At 37.7% G+C, this 18711-nt stretch carries 9 protein-coding genes; all 9 read left to right on the top strand.

The features are described from left to right. The first annotated feature begins 7 nt into the window (after positions 1–7). Positions 8–1804, top strand: a complete 1797-nt coding sequence (locus tag ACUN8G_RS02575) for a glycoside hydrolase family 13 protein (RefSeq protein WP_437345554.1) — start codon at positions 8–10, stop codon at positions 1802–1804. 5 nt (positions 1805–1809) lie between these two features. Beyond that, the gene (locus ACUN8G_RS02570) at positions 1810–3462 is read left to right on the top strand and encodes a peptidylprolyl isomerase (protein ID WP_437345553.1); all 1653 of its coding nucleotides are present in this window, start codon (positions 1810–1812) and stop codon (positions 3460–3462) included. Position 3463: 1 nt separating this feature from the next. Then, on the top strand, positions 3464–6145 hold the full coding sequence (locus tag ACUN8G_RS02565; RefSeq protein ID WP_437345552.1) for a TonB-dependent receptor: 2682 nt from the start codon (positions 3464–3466) through the stop codon (positions 6143–6145). Positions 6146–6165: 20 nt separating this feature from the next. Beyond that, positions 6166–9819 carry a hypothetical protein gene (locus ACUN8G_RS02560; RefSeq protein WP_437345551.1) on the top strand — a complete coding sequence of 1218 codons (3654 nt, stop codon included), beginning with the start codon at positions 6166–6168 and terminating at the stop codon, positions 9817–9819. Between the two features lie 39 nt (positions 9820–9858). Then, positions 9859–10881 (top strand): PorV/PorQ family protein, encoded by a 1023-nt coding sequence (locus tag ACUN8G_RS02555; protein WP_445480893.1) that lies wholly within the window; start codon positions 9859–9861, stop codon positions 10879–10881. Between the two features lie 43 nt (positions 10882–10924). Then, a complete protein-coding gene (locus tag ACUN8G_RS02550; protein ID WP_437345549.1) occupies positions 10925–12760 on the top strand; it encodes a carbohydrate-binding module family 20 domain-containing protein in 1836 nt (611 codons plus the stop codon). 58 nt (positions 12761–12818) lie between these two features. Further along, on the top strand, positions 12819–15701 hold the full coding sequence (locus ACUN8G_RS02545) for an alpha-amylase family glycosyl hydrolase (protein WP_437345548.1): 2883 nt from the start codon (positions 12819–12821) through the stop codon (positions 15699–15701). Between the two features lie 238 nt (positions 15702–15939). Beyond that, a complete protein-coding gene (locus ACUN8G_RS02540) occupies positions 15940–17622 on the top strand; it encodes a glycoside hydrolase family 9 protein (protein WP_437345547.1) in 1683 nt (560 codons plus the stop codon). A gap of 63 nt (positions 17623–17685) precedes the next feature. Continuing rightward, complete coding sequence (locus tag ACUN8G_RS02535) at positions 17686–18417, top strand: hypothetical protein (protein WP_437345546.1); 732 nt, start codon at positions 17686–17688, stop codon at positions 18415–18417. Positions 18418–18711 lie beyond the last annotated feature (294 nt).

The following is an 18711-nucleotide window of genomic DNA, read 5'->3' as shown; positions in this document are numbered from 1 at the left end:
TAATGATATGAAATTTGTTACAACGATTTTAATCATCTTTTCGACTGCGTTTATTTTCGGACAAGTAAGATTCGATGAGCCACCGCAGTGGGCAAAAGAAGCAATTTGGTATCAAATTTTTCCTGAACGTTTCAATAACGGGGATAAATCGAACGATCCAAAGCCAGAAGACATGGAAGGCGCCTGGCCATATTTTACACCAAAAGGCTGGCAAACTCATCCTTGGACTTCTGACTGGTATAAACTCCAACCATGGGAAGAAAGTACGGGTTTCGACTTTTACAGAAATGCAGGCTTAAGAAGATACGGAGGCGATATTAAAGGAATTATTGATAAACTCGATTATTTAAAAGAACTTGGGATAACGGCAATTTATCTCAACCCTGTTTTTGAATCGCCGTCGTTGCATAAATACGATGCTTCGATGTACCACCATATCGATAATAATTTCGGGCCAGATCCTGAAGGCGATCGACTAGTTTGGGAAAAAGAAAATCCAGAAGATCCTTCTTCCTGGCAATGGACTTCGGCAGACAAACTTTTCCTCGAATTGATAAAAGAAGCTCACAAAAGAGAGATTAAAATAATTATCGATGGAGTATTCAATCATACAGGCAGAAATTTTTGGGCTTTTCAGGAGATAATAAAGAATCAACAGAATTCCCGTTTTAAGAACTGGTATACAATTAAAAAATGGGACGATCCCACAACACCTGAAGACGAATTTGATTATGAAGGCTGGTACGGGGTTAAAGATTTACCTGAAATTAGAGAAGACGAAAACGGAATAGTTGAAGAGCCTGCGGAACATATTCATTATATAATAAAGAGATGGATGGATCCAAACAATGACGGCAATCCCGAAGACGGTATTGACGGCTGGCGACTCGATGTAGCAGAAATGGTTAATCATACGTTCTGGATTAAATTCAGAAAATGGGTCAGGGAAATTAATCCCGAAGCTTATCTGGTCGGTGAAGTATGGTGGAAGAACTGGAACAATAATGAAATGTTTAATGCTGCTCCATGGTTACAAACTCAGTTCGATGCAGTAATGAATTACAGATTTACGCGCGCGGTTAAAGACCTCATTTTTTCGAAAAAGTTTTTTACTGGTGTAGATGGTTTCATCGACACTGTTAATACTATGATGAAACAATACGGTATTAATTTTTATGCAATGATGAATTTAATGGGAAGTCATGATACCGAACGGCTGGCTTCCTTGATTGTTAATCCCGATAATATGTATGACCAATCGGGCAATCCTGGACAAAATCCCGACTTCGATGTAAGGAAACCAAATGAAATCGAAAGAGAAAAACAAAAACTTGCAGTTGCATTGCAATTTACGCTTCCAGGTGCGCCTCACATTTACTACGGCGACGAAGCTGGAATGTGGGGTGGCGATGACCCCGACTGTCGTAAGCCGATGATCTGGAAGGAATTAAATTATGAAGTCGAGAAATCGCATCCATCTGGAAAAGCCCGACCTGCAGATTCAGTCTTTTTTGACCAATCGCTTTTTGATTGGTATAAAAAAATGGCGGCAATTAGAAAGGACAATAAAGTTTTAGCAATTGGTACTCTCGAATTCAATGACAAATTAGCTGAGAAAAATATACTGGCATACAAAAGAATTTTAGGCGAAGAAGAAATTATTGTAGTTGCTAATATCGATAACGAGCAAAAGGAAATTGAAATTAACCAGACGAATACAAAGACCGACCTGATTACGGGAAAGGCAATAAATTGCAGCGGAAAAATTTCATTAAATGGTTATCAGATAATGATATTAAAGTAGAAATTATGAATAGTAAACAGTATTTAATTTTGATTGTCTCTTTACTTGTAACATTCAAGCTGGCTACTGCTCAACATAAAGATTCAGCATTGGCAGTAGTAGGCGAAAAAATTATTAATGTAAATGATTTTGTTTCGCGTTATGAAGAATATTTATTGGCTTCCGGCATTAAAGACAATATTACTACGCGTAAAGCAATTTTGAACAATATGATCAATGAAATTCTACTTTATTATTATGATGACAACAGTGCAATTTTTAATAATCCAGAATACAATAAAGAGCTCGAATGGGCAAGAAAGCAGACTATATTAGCTTACTTGAAAGACCGTGAAATTTATGCAAAAATAACCGCTACTGAAGAAGAATTGCGAGACGCATTCTTAAAGACAAATCAAAAAGTAGCTGCGAGACATCTCTTTGCTTTTACAAAAGAAGAAGCAGATAGTTTATATGAGCTTCTTCGTAACGGCGCTGATTTTGATTCTCTTGCTAAAACTATTTTTACGGATAGTTTACTTGCTAATAACGGTGGATATCTGGGATACTTTAGTTGGGGCGATATGGACCCCGCATTTGAAGATGCTGCATACAAAATGAAAATTGGTGAAATTTCTACACCAGTGAAGACAAAATATGGATATAGTATTATTAAACTCGAAGACAAAGTTACATTGCCAATAATTACCGAATGGGAATTTCAAAAAAAGAAATCACACATGATGCAGGTAGTACGTTTACGTAAAAAACGCGATGCCGAGTTAAATTATATGAACAACATGATTAATTTCGATAAAATCAAATTCAACCAGGCAGGAATTAATAAACTTTACTACTTACTATTAAAGGCAGACAATAAAGAACAATTTAATAATGATGCGGCAGATGTTTGTGCAGAATACAACGGTAAAGCATATTCAGTAGCAGAACTATACAACGAAATTAATGCCATACCAAGTTATCATCGAACTAAAATTACAGATACACACTCCCTTGAAACAGTTATAAAAGGAATTATTTTACAAGGAATATTATTAAGTACTGCCGCTGAAAGAGGCTATGATAAAGAGTTAGAAGTAGAGAAGGTTATCGAGAAATATCATAAAAATCTCTTCCTGAAATATAAACGTGAAGAGATTCATAACGCGTATAAATTTGCAGATAGTGCTATTTATCGTTTTTATCTGGAGAATCCACAATATTTCAAAAAAGAGCCTTTGCTAAAAGTTCAAGAAATAGTAGTAGAAAATAAAGAATTGGCAGATACTATTCGTAAATGGCTCGACAATAACGACAATTTTGGCAAACTGGCAAAAGAATATTCAGTGCGAAAGTCCACTGCGGTAAATGAAGGAGTGGTCGATTTTACAGCTGCTTCTAATTTTGGAATTCTTAAAGACAACTTATTAAACGCCGAACCAGGTGAGCTGATAGGACCGGTCAAAACTGGAAATGGATACGCAATAGTTAAACTTTTGGGCAAGAAAGAAGGTGGATTGATACCTTATGAACAGGTAAAAGATAGTGCGGAAAGATTGCTCAAAAAAGAAAAGTCAAAAATGATAATGGAACAATACATAAACGGGAAAAAGAAAAATATAGATATCAAAATAAATGAAAAATTATTGAGTGAAATTGAAATATTAGAGGAGTCATAATATGAAAAAAGTATTATCGATTGTAATAGTAATGATAATATCTATTGTGCAGGTTGTTCAAGGAGGAACGACCGGTAAACTGGTCGGAAAAGTAACCGATAAAAAGACGGGGGAACCACTTCCGCTTGTTAATATTATTCTGGAAGGCACAACAATCGGCGGGGCAACTGATATTGATGGAAATTACATTATTCTTAATATACCGCCGGGGAAATATACTGTTAAATATCAGTTCGTTGGTTATCAAACCGTAATTGTAAACGATGTAAAAATATCGATTGATCTTACAACTGTACAGAATGTAGAAATGGAAGAATCTGCTGTTACACTTGGAGATATTGTAGTTAGTGCAGATGTTTATGGCATCCAGAAAGACATTACTTCCAGTCAGGCTAAAGTTACTTCCGAGGAGATAAGCAATTTACCTGTGACTGAATTAAACGACGTATTGCAACTTCAAGCAGGTGTCACAAAAGGAGCAGGGGGCGAATTTCATATTCGTGGCGGGCGATCTTCTGAAATTGCTTACTGGGTTAACGGTATCTCGGTTACCGATGCTTTCGACAACAGCCGTGGTATTGAAATTGACAACAGTAGCGTCCAGGAATTGCAAGTTATAAGCGGTACCTTCAATGCAGAATACGGACAGGCTCTTTCTGGAATTATTAACGTTGTAACAAAAGAAGGCAGTTCAAAATACGATGCCAATGTTAAAGTCTACACCAGCGATTATCTTTCGAATTTTACTAAATATTTTACTGGGATCGACAAATTTAATCCAGTTGCAAATTATAATTTCCAGGGCAGTTTGAGTGGTCCCATACCATTTACTAATAATAAACTTACTTTCTTTTCAAATGCAAGATACGTCTATGACGACGGTTATCTTTATGGTATAAGAAAATTTAATCCAGACGGTACAACTGGCGACGGCGAGCTGGTCCCAATGAACTGGAATAAACGTTTTTTAGGCCAGTTGAATCTTAGTTTATGGGCAACTTCTGCAATTAAAATGAATGCCGAATTGCTCTATTCTACTGAGGATTTTAGAGATTATAATCATTTCTTTAAATTAAATCCTGATGGCGACGTTAATAAATTTTCGGATAGCTATAATGCAACATTTACTCTTACTCATACACTTTCGAGCAGGACTTATTATACTGTTAAAGTTTCCAATTTTTTTAAGGAATTTAACGAATGGCTCTACGAAGATCCTCTTGACTCAAGATATTTGCATCCCGATTCTTTAATTACAGTAAGCTATGCCTTTGCATCAAAAGGCACAAATCTTCACAGATTCTTCAGAAGTACAAATTCACTTATCGGTAAATTCGATTTTACAAGCCAGATTACGGATAAACATCTTGTAAAATTTGGGGTTGAAGGACGCTGGCATAAAATTGACGTGGACGATTATAATTTGGAGCCCTTGAGAGTAAATGGTGTGCCTGTAGAACCTTTTGTACCTTCAATACCTGCAGAGAATACACCGAATAGAACAAAATATTCGAATACACCGTATGAATTTTCTGCATATATTCAGGATAAAATCGAGTATGAAAGTGTGATTATTAACATCGGTGTTCGTCTCGATTATTTTAATTCGAATGCCAAAGTATTGGTAGACCCAACAGATCCAAACATTTATTTACCGTTAAGAGAAGAACTTGCAGCTTTGAGCATCGAAGAAAGAGAACCATATTTTTATAAAAATGCAACACCGAAATGGGCTATTGGTCCTCGCTTCGGTATTGCATATCCAATTAGTGACAAAGGAGTATTACATTTTTCATACGGACAATTTTTACAGGTGCCCACGTTCCAGTATCTCTACAATCGCGGGCCGTATTACGTGCCCAATACTGGAAGCGCTTATGGACCGTACGGCAATCCAGACCTCAAGCCACAGAGCACTGTTATGTACGAAATCGGACTCAGGCAACAATTTTTCGAGGATTATACTGTAGATGTAACTACATTTTATCGCGACATAAGAAATTGGATTACTGCAGGTCCACTTATAATCACTCGAAATCTTGTTAGTTATTCTACCTATATAAATAAAGATTATTCTAATGTGAAAGGGATTACATTAAATCTTAATAAACGTTTCAGCAATCATTATGCTATCGACCTTAATTATACTTATCAGGTAGCCGAAGGTAGCAATTCCAACCCAGAAGATGAATTTTATGCACAACTTGGCAATAACGAACCGACATTGTATTTAATTCCGCTCGACTGGGATCAGAGACATCTTGTTAACCTCTCTTTCTTTGTGGGAGACAATGATTGGGGCGCATCTCTTATTGCCAGATACGGCACTGGATTGCCATATACTCCTTCTATTACACAGTATATCGCAGACAGGGGAATAACTTCTGGGTTGCAAAGAAATAGCAGGCGTAGACCTACGCAACATGTTTTTGACCTTAGACTACACAAAACATTTGATATCGCCGGTATCTCCCTTACATCGTTTTTGAATGTATTTAATTTATTCGATACACGTGTGGTAGTTAACGTTTTCGGCGATACCGGTAAACCCGATTATACGACAGAAGGAAGAAATGTGGGCGACGATCCTAAACGTCCTAATTCGGTAGAAGAATATTTGCGGTATCCCACTAACTACGGTGAGCCGCGTTTAATTCAATTTGGTTTAGAATTATCATTTTAATGGAAAGCAGGAGAACTGATATGAACAAGAGCATCAAAATTTTATGCATAATTGTTTCCATGATGATGACTGTTAATATTTATGCACAATATACTCCGGGTAAAGAAAGAGGCGACCCGACCAAAAGAACTAAAGGACAGATGGAAGGAAACCGTATCAGGACTACGGTATTTAATTTCGGAATGACTGGAAGAGAAGGTGGACAGTATCCCATCTCTGTTCAAACTCCATACGAATGGCCTAAAAATACCGGTCAAGTATATCTGGCTATGCAGGGAGTATTTGTCGGTGGTGAAGTTATCGATAATGCAGGCGAAAGACAGAGGATTATAGACGTCTTTAATTTCCGTCAATCTCCGGAAGGGAAAACATGGAATTTCGAGCCTGTACCAGGATATTTCAACGAAAAGAAAAATGAAATTGCAACGAGTGTGGATGAAGAAACTTGGCCCGCTTTCTGGCCGGATAAAATGAACGATGAAGTTGACCCCGGCTGGCCAGGTTCATGGAATGGATATTTTGGTAAGAATGTATTTAACGCTGACCAGGAAATGTTCTACAGAGCCTCTGACGATAAATATGACCGCTATGTGAACTATTTCCCCGACACTACTGACATGACACGTAAAGGTCTCGGCATTCTCCTTGATGTTCGTGCACTTGCCTGGTCACAAGTACTTGTCGAAGACGCTCTCTATTTATTGCATTACATCAAAAATGATGGCACAAGGGATATCAATAAAGTTGGCGTGACGGTATGGTATGCCGATTTCGTAGGCGGAGACGGTGATTCTCAGGATGATATTTCCGAGTTCGACTTGCTCGAAGATATTGCATGGTCGAGAGATAACGACCACAAAGCGCCTACATTCGGTTCCGATCCTGTCGGAATTGTAGCTGTTTCATTCCTCGAAACTCCTGGTAATGCCACCGATCGAATAGACAATGACGGCGATAGCCCTGAATTAAACAATTTTATTTCTGCTGAGATGCTCGAGGGTGAAACTCCTGATAATCTCGTTGACGACAACGGAAACGGTCTTATCGACGAAAATCAAACTCACATTCCTTTCGGAGTTCAACGCGGCGTTACTTATGCTGACCGTATAGCTCAACCCGTAGATCCGGAATATGTAACCAAACATCCACGATTTAAAGTGGAAGCCAATAGTCCAACTGTCACACAAGAAATGATTAACCAGGTTTCTGGGGTTAAATGGAATATTTGGCCACCGCTGGATGAATTCCAGAAAGGACAGATCCATTTAATTATGGTAACACAAGATAAACTAGGATTCCCATTTAAAGATGGAATCGATAACGATAACGACGGCGAAGGAGGCAGTCCTGTAATTACACAACAAATGATCAACGCCGCTGCTCAAGATGCTCCTTACTTCAGATACAGAGTTAATGATAAAATCATTCTCTATAATGTGGTAGCTTCGACTTTAGGAATGAAATATGCTGATGGAGTGGATAATAACAACGACGGATCAATTGACGAAGGGATTGATGATGGCATCGATGTATTAATAGATGAGGCTCGAAATGATGGTATTGATAATGATTACGATTGGGATCCGATGAGAGACGATGTGGGTTTAGATGGAGTTGCTCAATCGGGTGACCCAGGCGAAAATGATTCGCATCCAACTTCTGGTGCACGTTTAGGATTGCCTGGAGAACCAAATGTTGACGTTACAGACGTAAGCGAAACAGATCAGATCGGTATAACTAATGCCGATTATGTACCTGCAGGTGGTTTGAATATCAACAGCGATGCTCAAATGTGGTTCGACTTTATGATTCCAGGTAAGTTCTATGACCCTCAGGAAGTCGTAGCAGGTGAATATGACTTATTTGTGTCTTCAAGTCTTTTCCCCTTGAAAGCTGGACAAACAGAACCTATATCATTGGTTGTTTTGCTGGCCAATGGCCCTGTTCCAGATCCCAACGGGCAATTCAGAAAACAGGAGATTTTACGTAAAAGAGTACGCGCTCAGGAAACCTATAATAACGATTACCGCTTTGCAAACGCACCTCTAATTCCAACTCTAACTGCAATTCCGGGTGATAATAAAGTTACTCTTTATTGGGACGACGTAGCAGAATCCTCTTTTGATCAATATATAGATGCAATTGGTGGCAACGGTCACGATTTTGAAGGCTATAAACTCTACAGGTCTTCGGATCCCGCTTTTCAGGATGCGGAAAATATAACTAACGGTTATGGAAACAGACAATTTAAAACCCCAATTGCACAATTCGACCTGGTAGACGGTATTCAGGGATTCGATCCTGTTGGCATAGACGGAGTAAAGTATTTCTTAGGTACCGATTCTGGAATTAAACATTCGTTCGTAGACACAACAGTTCAAAATGGCTTTACATATTATTATGCTCTGGTAGCTTATGACTTCGGTTATCCTGAAGGACAAATTATACCTTCTGAATCTCCAATACGTGTTTCGTTACAACAGGATGGAAGTGTTAAACTTGGTTCTAACGTTGTAAGAGTTACTCCAGAAGCTCCTGCAGCTGGTTATATTGAACCCACGCTTGGTACAATTACACGAGTAGAAGGTTCAACATCAGGTACGATATCTTATGAAATAGTTGATATAAATAAAATCAAAGAAGGCCACGTCTATCATATCGTATTCGAAGATACAATTAAGACAGCACAACGTCCTGGACAGCCCGATACGTTGACAACAAAAAATTATTCTCTGATAGATTCTACAGAAAACAAATTAGTAATCAACAAATCCACGCAAATAAGCGAGATTTATGAACAGCCGATAGTAGATGGTTTCAGACTGAAGTTTAAGAATGAAAGCAGAGTTGAATTAAACCGCTCTGAATCAAAATGGAGCGACTCGACAATTGTGAATTATCAATTTGAAAAATTCGTATGGCCTACAGGTCTCAAAGGCGAAGAAAGACCCAATGACTACAGAATTGAATTTGGTGAGCTGGGATTCGGAACATCGATAGAAGGAAAACTCGGCAATAATGTTTTTCCTGCCAAACCTGTCAATTTCAAAGTGTTCAATTTAAGTAGAAATGAATATATCGATTTTATCTTTGTAGAAGTAGATGGAAACGATGGTAAGTTGTCTACCAACGGAGCAAAGCGTGACAGGATTATTTTTGTAGAACCTGATAAAAACAATATTCCAGTTTATACTTGGTGGTTCTATCTGCTGGATACTCCAAATCCGACAAATGGCACACGATTGCCTCAAGCAGGTGACATTATTACTATTAAATTGAAAAAGCCATTCCTTTCGAGCGATAAATTTAGATTCGTGGCAAGGAAGGGATACATCGATACGGAAAAAGCAAAAGCGGAACTCGACAATATTAAAGTGGTTCCGAATCCGTATGTAGCAACAGCGTTGTGGGAGCCAAAAAATCCGTACTCCAGTGGTAGAGGTCCTCGTTCCATTCATTTTACACACTTACCCAGTAAATGTACAATCCGAATTTTTACAGTAAATGGTGAACTGGTAGATGTGATCGAACATGAAAGCCCATATAACGATGGTTCAGCTGAATGGAATTTGTTAACTAAAGATAATCTCTCGGTTTCGTATGGCGTTTATATCTATCATGTCGATGCGCCAGGAATCGGAAGTAAAACCGGTAAATTCGCCATAATTAAATAACTGGGAGTAAGCGAGATGAAAATTTTAAGGAGTAAAAACGTGAATATAAAATATCTATTGACTGTTTTAATCTTCTGCATATTAAGCGTTTATCCACTGCAAGCTCAGAAGGTTACCAAAACAGGTACAACAGCGGCTAAATTCCTTAGTATAGGAATTGGACCCAGAGCAAATGCAATGGGTTCAGCGTACAGCTCGGTTGCTAACGACGTTACAAGTATGTATTGGAATCCAGCTGGAATTTCTTATATGAAGGAAATTCAGGCTACTTTTACTTATACAAAAATGTTTGCCGATTTAAACGTTAATTACTTCGGAGTGGTTATTCCAGCAGGAGACTACGGTTCTTTTGGTTTCAATGTTACTGCTCTAACTATAGGCGATATGGAAGTAACTACTGAGTATTACCCCGAAGGTACCGGTGAAACATTCAGTGCCGGCAGTTATGCATTTGGTATTTCATACGGTCGATTTATAACACAGGATTTTTCGATTGGCGTCAATGTGAAGTATATAAGAGAAAATATATTTAATTCAACTGCAGAAGGCATCGGCTTTGACATTGGTACGATTTTCAATACACCTTTTTATGGAATCCGATTTGCCAGCAGCATAACAAATTACGGTTCTAAAATGAAAATGGAGGGAGAAGATCTTCTTATTCGGCACGACTCCGACCCGCAACGAGCAGGCAATAACGAAACACTCGATGCTTATTATAAAACTGAAGAATTCGAATTGCCATTAAGATTGCAAATCGGAATATCAAAAGAATTCCAATTTCTCAATGATCAAAAATTTGTTTTTTCTGTAGATGCAATACACCCGAACGACAATAATCAATGGGTAAATATTGGGGGAGAACTATCGCTTTTCAATAATCTTTTTTGCCTGAGAGGTGGATATAAAGGACTCTTCCTGAAAGATAATCAGGAGGGATTAACATTGGGTACAGGTATCAACTATCAATTCGGAGTTTTGAGAATTATGGTTGATTACTCGTATCAAAAATATCAATATCTCGATAATATCCACAGCTTTGGAGTAACTATTGGTTTTTAACCAAACTAAATTATTAATTCATTTAATGTAACATGGAGGTATCATGAAAAAACTAATTCCATTTTTCATATTGCTGTTTGCCTTTGCATCTCTTAAGGCTCAGAATTATAATGTAACTTTCAAAGTTGATATGAGCGTGGAGATTGCCAAAGGTAAATTCGACCCCGCCTCGAATCAGGTATCAGTAAGAGGTAGTTTCAATTCTTGGGGAGAAACACCTATGGCAGATGCCGACGGGGACAAAATTTACGAGGTAACTGCTCAAGTACCCGCTGGTAAGCTCGAATACAAATTCTTTCACAATGGAGCTAATGCTACAAATGGCGGTTGGGAATCAATTAGTAATCGTGTTGTAGATAATGTTGCTTCTGACCTTGTACTCGACGTTGTCTACTATGATGATATCCCAATGCCATCTGGAAATCCCGCCCAGGTAACCTTTAAAGCCGATATGAGACTTCCAATTAAACAAGGCGAACTCATACCCGGCACGGGTAAAGTATTTGTCGCCGGTAGCTTCAACAATTGGAGTACTTCTCAAGATGAGTTAACTGATGACGACAATGACTCGGTTTATTCAAAAACCGTCGAAATCAATTCAGGACAAACAATCAACTACAAATTCCTCTATACTAATAAAAGCGGCGGTACAACGTGGGAAGGAGATCCGAACAGAACTTACTTTGTGCAAGATGGAGAAAACGTTATTGAAAGATATTTCAATGATGTAAATCCAAATGTACAACTTGCAGATGGCAACATTACTTTTAATGTTGATATGAGTGTACTGGAAGAACTTGGAGTTTATGATCCGGCTGTCGATCAATTGCAGGTAAGGGGAGGATTCAACGGATGGAGTGATAGTGACCCTGCACGTTCGCATATGAATCAGGACCCACTTTTCCCGAGCAATTGGTTCTTGCAGGTACCATTTGAAAAATACGAAGTAAATTCAGTACTTCAATTCAAATATTATGTTTCTTTAGCAGATACAGCAGGCGAAATTTGGGTTGATGGCTGGGAAAGACCACTTTCGATGGGTGGGGGAAATAGAGAAGCAATTTTCGAAGGTTCCAACGATCAGGTGCTCGACATGGTTTACTATGACGATGTATTTCCACAGTTCGTTATTCCTGAAGGTCAACAAATTTCAGTTACTTTTCGCGTGAATATGGCCGATGCTATGGACCCAGATAAAACAGGCGAACCTATGCAACCAGGAGATAAAGTATACTGGATAAGTGAACAACCTCTGTTTAGTAAATTGATGGGTTGGGAAGATAGCGATGAACAAACCTATTTTGAATTGACTGACCCCGATGGCGATAAAATATATGAAGGTACATTGACTGTTTCTGGACCCGGTATCAATGCATTCGAGTATAGATATGCTTTCCAGAGAGCTAGCGATGGCACTTTCAAACAGGAAACAGCCGGATATGGTAAAAATGCATACCGTGTTCGTTATTGTGCTATGACCGGCTCGCGTCAGTTCGTCCAACCGTATACTGCTCCTCTCGATAACTGGACAGATCAAGAAGATAAATCAGATCAGGTAGAAAGTTGGCCAGAAGGTCTGCCGACAGATATTCGTGAAATTCAATCCTCTGTTCCAAATAATTTTACTCTCGAGCAAAATTACCCCAATCCTTTCAATCCGACTACACGTATTAGATTTACAATACCAAACAGCGACTTCGTCACACTTAAAGTATTTAACGCTTTAGGAGAAGAGGTAGCCGTTCTTGTAAATAAAGAAATGAATGCTGGCAGCTACGAAGTTGATTTTATTGGGTCGAAATTAAGCAGCGGAATTTATTTCTATACTCTCAAAACTTCAACATTTACCAGAACGATGAAAATGCTTCTCATTAAATAATTAAATTATTGGAGCCCTGAATAAGGGCTCCTTTCAAAAATTATAAGAGTGAATTGATATGAAAAAAAGTATACTTGTATGGATTTTTTTAATTACGGAATTGATTCTTGCCCAGAGCAGTTCAGGCACTCAATTTTATACCATACCACAATATCCAATCCAGACCGACACAATTACAATTACATTTGATGTAACTAATGCAACTCATCAAAATAAAATTGCAGGTTATCAAGGTGATGTATATGCTCATACTGGCGTTACATTGAGGGATAATAAGGGGAATGTAACGGCTTGGCAAAATGTAATCGGCAATTGGGGTAATAATTCAGTCCAGCCCAAACTCACAAGAATCACAGAAAACGTTTATCGGATTACAATCGAAAACCCGAGAAAGTTTTATAATGTTAGTAATCCTTCGGTAGATATTACTCAACTCTGTTTTGTTTTAAGAAGTAGCGACGGTTCAAAACAAACCGAAGATATATTTGTGCCGATTTATGATCCAGGAATTACAGTAGTATTGAAATCACCACAAGCCGCTAATTATTTTGGTGACCCGATGCGTTCTCCTTATTTTATTGCCGACAACAAGCAGGTGCAGATTTCTGCAAGAAGTGTTGCAATCGGCACATCTACAAAAAGTATCAATATGATCATTAACGATCAATTAGTCGGTCAATCATTTACAGATTCCATAGAGTATACTTTTGTACCTAATCCGAATCAACACACAAACCTGGTCAGGATAATTGCCGAAAGCATTTTCGGCCAGAAAGATACAGCCATCTTTGCCATTGTCAATGTTCCGCAAATTCCCGAAATGCAACTGCCCGAAGGTCTTCAACATGGAATTAATTATAGGGACGACGGAATTTATCTTGTCCTGTTTGCCCCTTATAAAAAATTTATTTATCTGCTCGGCGATTTTAACGACTGGAAAGTAGATAACAATTATTTGATGAATCGATACCAGATACGACCCGATAGCGTAATTTACTGGACTAAATTAAGTAATTTGGAACCAGGTAAAGAGTATGCGTTTCAATATCTTATAGATGGTAGCTTAAGAATACCGGATCCCTATTCTGAAAAAATACTTGACCCGTGGAACGACGCTGAGATACCAGTAACAATCTATCCAAATTTGAAAGCATATCCTTACGGTAAAACGGAAAACATCGTAGGAGTTTTCAATACAACTCCGAAAAATTACAATTGGAAAGTAACTGATTTCAATAAACCACCAAAAGAGAAGCTTGTTATTTATGAAATGCTGGTGAGAGATTTTGTACAAACCCACAGCTTTGCTACTTTGATCGACACAATTGGTTACTTTAAAAAACTCGGTGTGAATGCAGTTGAACTTATGCCAGTTATGGAATTCGAAGGTAATTCAAGCTGGGGATATAATTCCATGATGCATTTTGCAGTAGATAAATATTATGGCCCTGCAGAAAAGTTGAAAGAATTTATCGATTCCTGTCATGCCAATAATATTGCAGTGATTTTAGACGTTGTTTTGAATCACGTTTACGGATTAAACCCAATGGTGAGAATGTACTGGGACACTACTCAGGGAAGACCAGCCGCTAATAATCCGTGGTTTAATCAGGTGTCACCCAATCCTGTTTTTTCGTGGGGCTACGATTTCAATCACGAAAGCAACAACACAAAATATTATGTTGACAGAGTTACATCTTACTGGTTAAGTGAATTTAAAGTAGACGGATTCAGATTCGACTTCACAAAAGGGCTTACGAACACTCCAGGCGACGGCAGCAGTTATGACGCTGCACGCATTAAAATATTGAAAAGAATGGCCGATAAAGTCTGGAAAGTTGACCCAGAGGCTTACGTTATCCTTGAACACTTTGCAGAAGATCGTGAAGAAAAAGAACTATCTAATTATGGTATGATGCTCTGGGGAAATCTGAATTATAATTATTCGGAAGCTGCAATGGGATGGAACGATAGCGGCAAGTCAAACTTCTATAGAATTTCCTATAAAGCACAGGGGTTTTCAAAACCTTACCTGGTCGGATATATGGAAAGTCATGACGAGGAAAGGTTGATGTATAAAAATTTAAATTGGGGGAATTCTTATGGCGATTACGATATTAAAAAATTGAATTATGCTCTCTCGAGAATAAAGTTAGCAGCTGCATTTTTTATTACAGTTCCAGGACCTAAAATGCTGTGGCAATTCGAAGAATTGGGATACGACTATTCAATTGATTACAATGGACGGCTTGGTGAAAAACCAATTCGATGGGACTATTATACGCAGCCTCAACAATCTGAACGACAGAAACTTTTCCGCTTTTTTGCAGAACTAATAAAATTGAAAAAAAATTATTCAGTCTTTTCGACCGACGATTTTAACATGAATGTAACCGGACCGACAAAAGAAATAACTCTACTCGATTCTGTTGTGAATGTGAAAATCATCGGTAACTTCGACGTCTTATCCCGCTCTGCAAATTATTCTTTTTCCCAGAATGGATACTGGTATGACTATTTTACCGGCGATAGCGTGCTTGTCGAAAATGGAAGTTCGTTTATTAGTCTTCAACCAGGCGAGTTTCATCTATATACATCAAAAAAATTACCAACTCCATCTGATGGTAAAGAAATAATTACTAAAATGGAAAATGATTTAAATGGCATAACAAATCGTTTTGTGATTGCTCAGAACTATCCAAATCCTTTTAACCCAGGCACTACACTTGAATGGTCGCTGCCAGAATTCGGCAGAGTTGTAGTTAGACTTTATAATATCCTCGGCCAGGAAATCGCGGTGCTCCTGGACGAAATTCAGGCGCCCGGCAAACATTCGTATTACCTGAATGCAGATAAATTAGGCTTAACAAGTGGTACATATTTCGTCAATTACAATCTGAACGGATTTATTAACACACAAAAGATCGTTTTGATTAAATAATTGTAATTACACGATCGTTGAGTTAACCAATTAGGTTGTTTTCGAAGCAAAGCAAGAGTTCGGTAAACTGCATATTCTTTACAATCAGAATTTCATTTCTGCCTATTTAAACTACAAATTTTTCCTTCCTTGAAAGATCGTGGTGCTTTATCCAATTAATTCAAAAGTCTGTTACGCACTATCAATATTTTTAATTATTTTTGAAAAAATTTAATCCATAATTTCATCGAGGCGTAATATGAAAAAGGTTACGTTTTTGTTCTTCTTTGCCACTTCTTTAATAATAAGTGCAGGCGATTTTTCAATAAATCAGGCAGGATATTTAATAGTTGCGCCAAAGTATTTTTTTATTAATGAGCCGGCAGATTCGTTTTATTTACATGATGCTGCTGACGGAAAAATAGTTTTTAAAGGTGAAATTAAGCTTAAGACTAAGAGTGATCCTGCAAGCGGAATGGAAATTTATATTGGTGATTTTTCAGATTTTAAAAATTCTGGGAAATTTTTTATAACACTCCCTAACGGAAAAAAATCTGCACCATTCGAAATTTCTGATACAGTTTATAATCACTTGTTTAATGCATCCTTGAAATCGTATTATTATCAAAGGTGCGGCGTTGGACTCGATCAAAAATTTGCGGGAGGTTATGTTTACGGAAAATGTCATACAAAAGATGCTCGTTTTCATCCATTAGCTGGAGATGGCTTTAAGGATGTTACCGGTGGTTGGCATGATGCTGGAGATTACGGAAAATATATTGTAAATGCAGGAGTTTCCGTCGGCACTTTATTGATGGCTTACGAATTTTTCCCTGCCAAGTTCCTGAGCGATAGCTTGAATATTCCAGAAAGTGGAAACGGAATACCGGATATTCTGGACGAAGCTATATTTGAGATCAATTGGATGCTAAAAATGCAACGTGAGGATGGTGCTGTTTTTACTAAAGTGACTAAAGAAAAATTCGAAGATTTTGTTATGCCCGATAAAGATACCGAAGACGGACGTTTGATTTATCAAATATCGTCAACGGCAACAGCGGATTTTGCGGCTGTTTTAGCGAAAGCCTCTAGGTTAATAAAAGATTACGACCGGGATTTGTCAAAAAAATTTCTGGATGCAGCAATTTCTGCCTGGAAATTTTTAAGCGACAATCCAAATATGATTCCTGCTGGAGGCTTTAAAAATCCCGAAAGTACCGTGACAGGTGAATATGGCGATAGGGACGATTCGGATGAAAGGGCATGGGCTGCCTCAGAACTATTTATGACAACAGGCGATAGAGAGTATCTTATTTATTTTACTGAATATGCTCGCAAAAATAATTTCCACTTTAAATCAATAAGCTGGTCGCAATTGAATGACCTGGCTAATTTTACAATTCTGGTCAATAGTTCTAAAAGAAATATTCCAGATGAAATCACGGATAAAATTAAAGCTGAACTATTGGGTTATTCGGATTACCTTTTAGCCAAAAGTAATAAAGACGGTTACGGTGTTACAATATTGCCCGGCGAATATCGATGGGGTTCTAACTCTGACGTTTTAAACAATGCGCTCATTTTAATTATAGCTTATGAAATTACAGGTGAGAAAAATTTTTACAACTTAGCACTGGGACAACTTAATTACATTTTAGGAGCAAATGCGCATAAAGTTTCATTTGTTACAGGAATAGGTTCAAACTACGTGCGCAATCCACATCATCGACCTACTGCGTCGGATGGAATCGACGAGCCAATACCTGGGTTTTTGTCTGGTGGTCCGAATCAATATTTACAGGATCCCGTTTTACTAAAATTGTTTAATAAAAATACCCCTCCTGCCCTCTGTTTTGCAGACGATACAGGAAGCTGGTCGTCGAATGAAATTGCAATTAACTGGAACGCTCCTCTTGTATTTGTGAGTGGCTATTTTAAATGAAAAAATTGTAAACCCTGCTTGGACTCTATTTGTCAAAAAATAAAAAATTAAACGGGGTTAATTATGAAAAATATAAGATGGTGTGTAATATTTTTACCTCTTATTATTTTTGCGTGCTCATCTGCAACTCTTCTCGAAAAGAGCGAAGTAACAAATGTTGTAATTGATGCTAATCCTTCCGAATGGAACGGTAAGTTTTTTAATTTCGACGAAAAAAATATCGGAGTCGCTTATACAAACGACAAGGACAATCTATATCTTTGTTTCATTTTCAAGGAATTCAGAAGTTTTTTGCCCGTATTAAGAGGAGGACTTACATTGTGGATTGAATCCGATAATCATAAAATCGGTCTTAAGTTTCCGATGGTCTATCGAGAAAGAATACGCGAGGATTTTAACAGAGAAATGTTGATGGACAGAGATGAAATGAGAAAAATGTTCGAAGAGCGATTACACAAATTTTTGGAGAATCAAAAAGAGATTGAAATTGTAAACGAAGAAAATTATCCTCTGACATTAATTAATAAATCCGAGAATAAATATGGAATTAAGGCGGAAATAAATCAGCTTAAATCAGAATTTGTTTACGAACTTAAACTTCCGGTTGATACTGGATTGATTAAAACTGATAAGGATAAGGTAATTTTAATGAAACTCGAAACTGAAGAACCTACTAAAATGCCCGCCGATTTTGAAGGAGGTATGAGGGGAAATCGTATCGGAAGCCGTTTACCAAGGTTCGCCAGTATGATTGAACCTATTGAACTTGAATTCTCTCTGAAATTAATTCAGTGACTTTGTAATTATGATTAATTTTCTCGATGCTTTCCCGATTAACATCGGGCACAGATTGCAGTACTGGTTGCGCAAGTTTGTTTTATATTCTATGTTCGATTACTCAGCCATTATTTAAGATATATGCTTAACTAAAATTTTTTCAAATGAACGTTTTTCAAAAAGCTAAACGATATATATAATTCTGGATCAGTAATAATAAATGGACCGCCAGATTTAGGAAATTATAAAAAATCCTAATTTGAAAAAGTTAGTCATCATTTCATTTAACGCAAGAAGATCAGATTATTACAA

Source organism: Melioribacter sulfuriphilus (assembly GCF_052656625.1).
Note: the sequence above shows the minus strand (reverse complement) of the source record. Positions and strands in the feature narration are given on the sequence as shown.

Excerpts from the sequence above, each read along its gene's own strand:
- ACUN8G_RS02575 (WP_437345554.1), top strand. The coding sequence starts at position 8 with ATGAAATTTGTTACAACGATTTTAATCATCTTTTCGACTGCGTTTATT.
- ACUN8G_RS02570 (WP_437345553.1), top strand. The coding sequence starts at position 1,810 with ATGAATAGTAAACAGTATTTAATTTTGATTGTCTCTTTACTTGTAACA.
- ACUN8G_RS02565 (WP_437345552.1), top strand. The coding sequence starts at position 3,464 with ATGAAAAAAGTATTATCGATTGTAATAGTAATGATAATATCTATTGTG.
- ACUN8G_RS02560 (WP_437345551.1), top strand. The coding sequence starts at position 6,166 with ATGAACAAGAGCATCAAAATTTTATGCATAATTGTTTCCATGATGATG.
- ACUN8G_RS02550 (WP_437345549.1), top strand. The coding sequence starts at position 10,925 with ATGAAAAAACTAATTCCATTTTTCATATTGCTGTTTGCCTTTGCATCT.
- ACUN8G_RS02545 (WP_437345548.1), top strand. The coding sequence starts at position 12,819 with ATGAAAAAAAGTATACTTGTATGGATTTTTTTAATTACGGAATTGATT.
- ACUN8G_RS02540 (WP_437345547.1), top strand. The coding sequence starts at position 15,940 with ATGAAAAAGGTTACGTTTTTGTTCTTCTTTGCCACTTCTTTAATAATA.
- ACUN8G_RS02535 (WP_437345546.1), top strand. The coding sequence starts at position 17,686 with ATGAAAAATATAAGATGGTGTGTAATATTTTTACCTCTTATTATTTTT.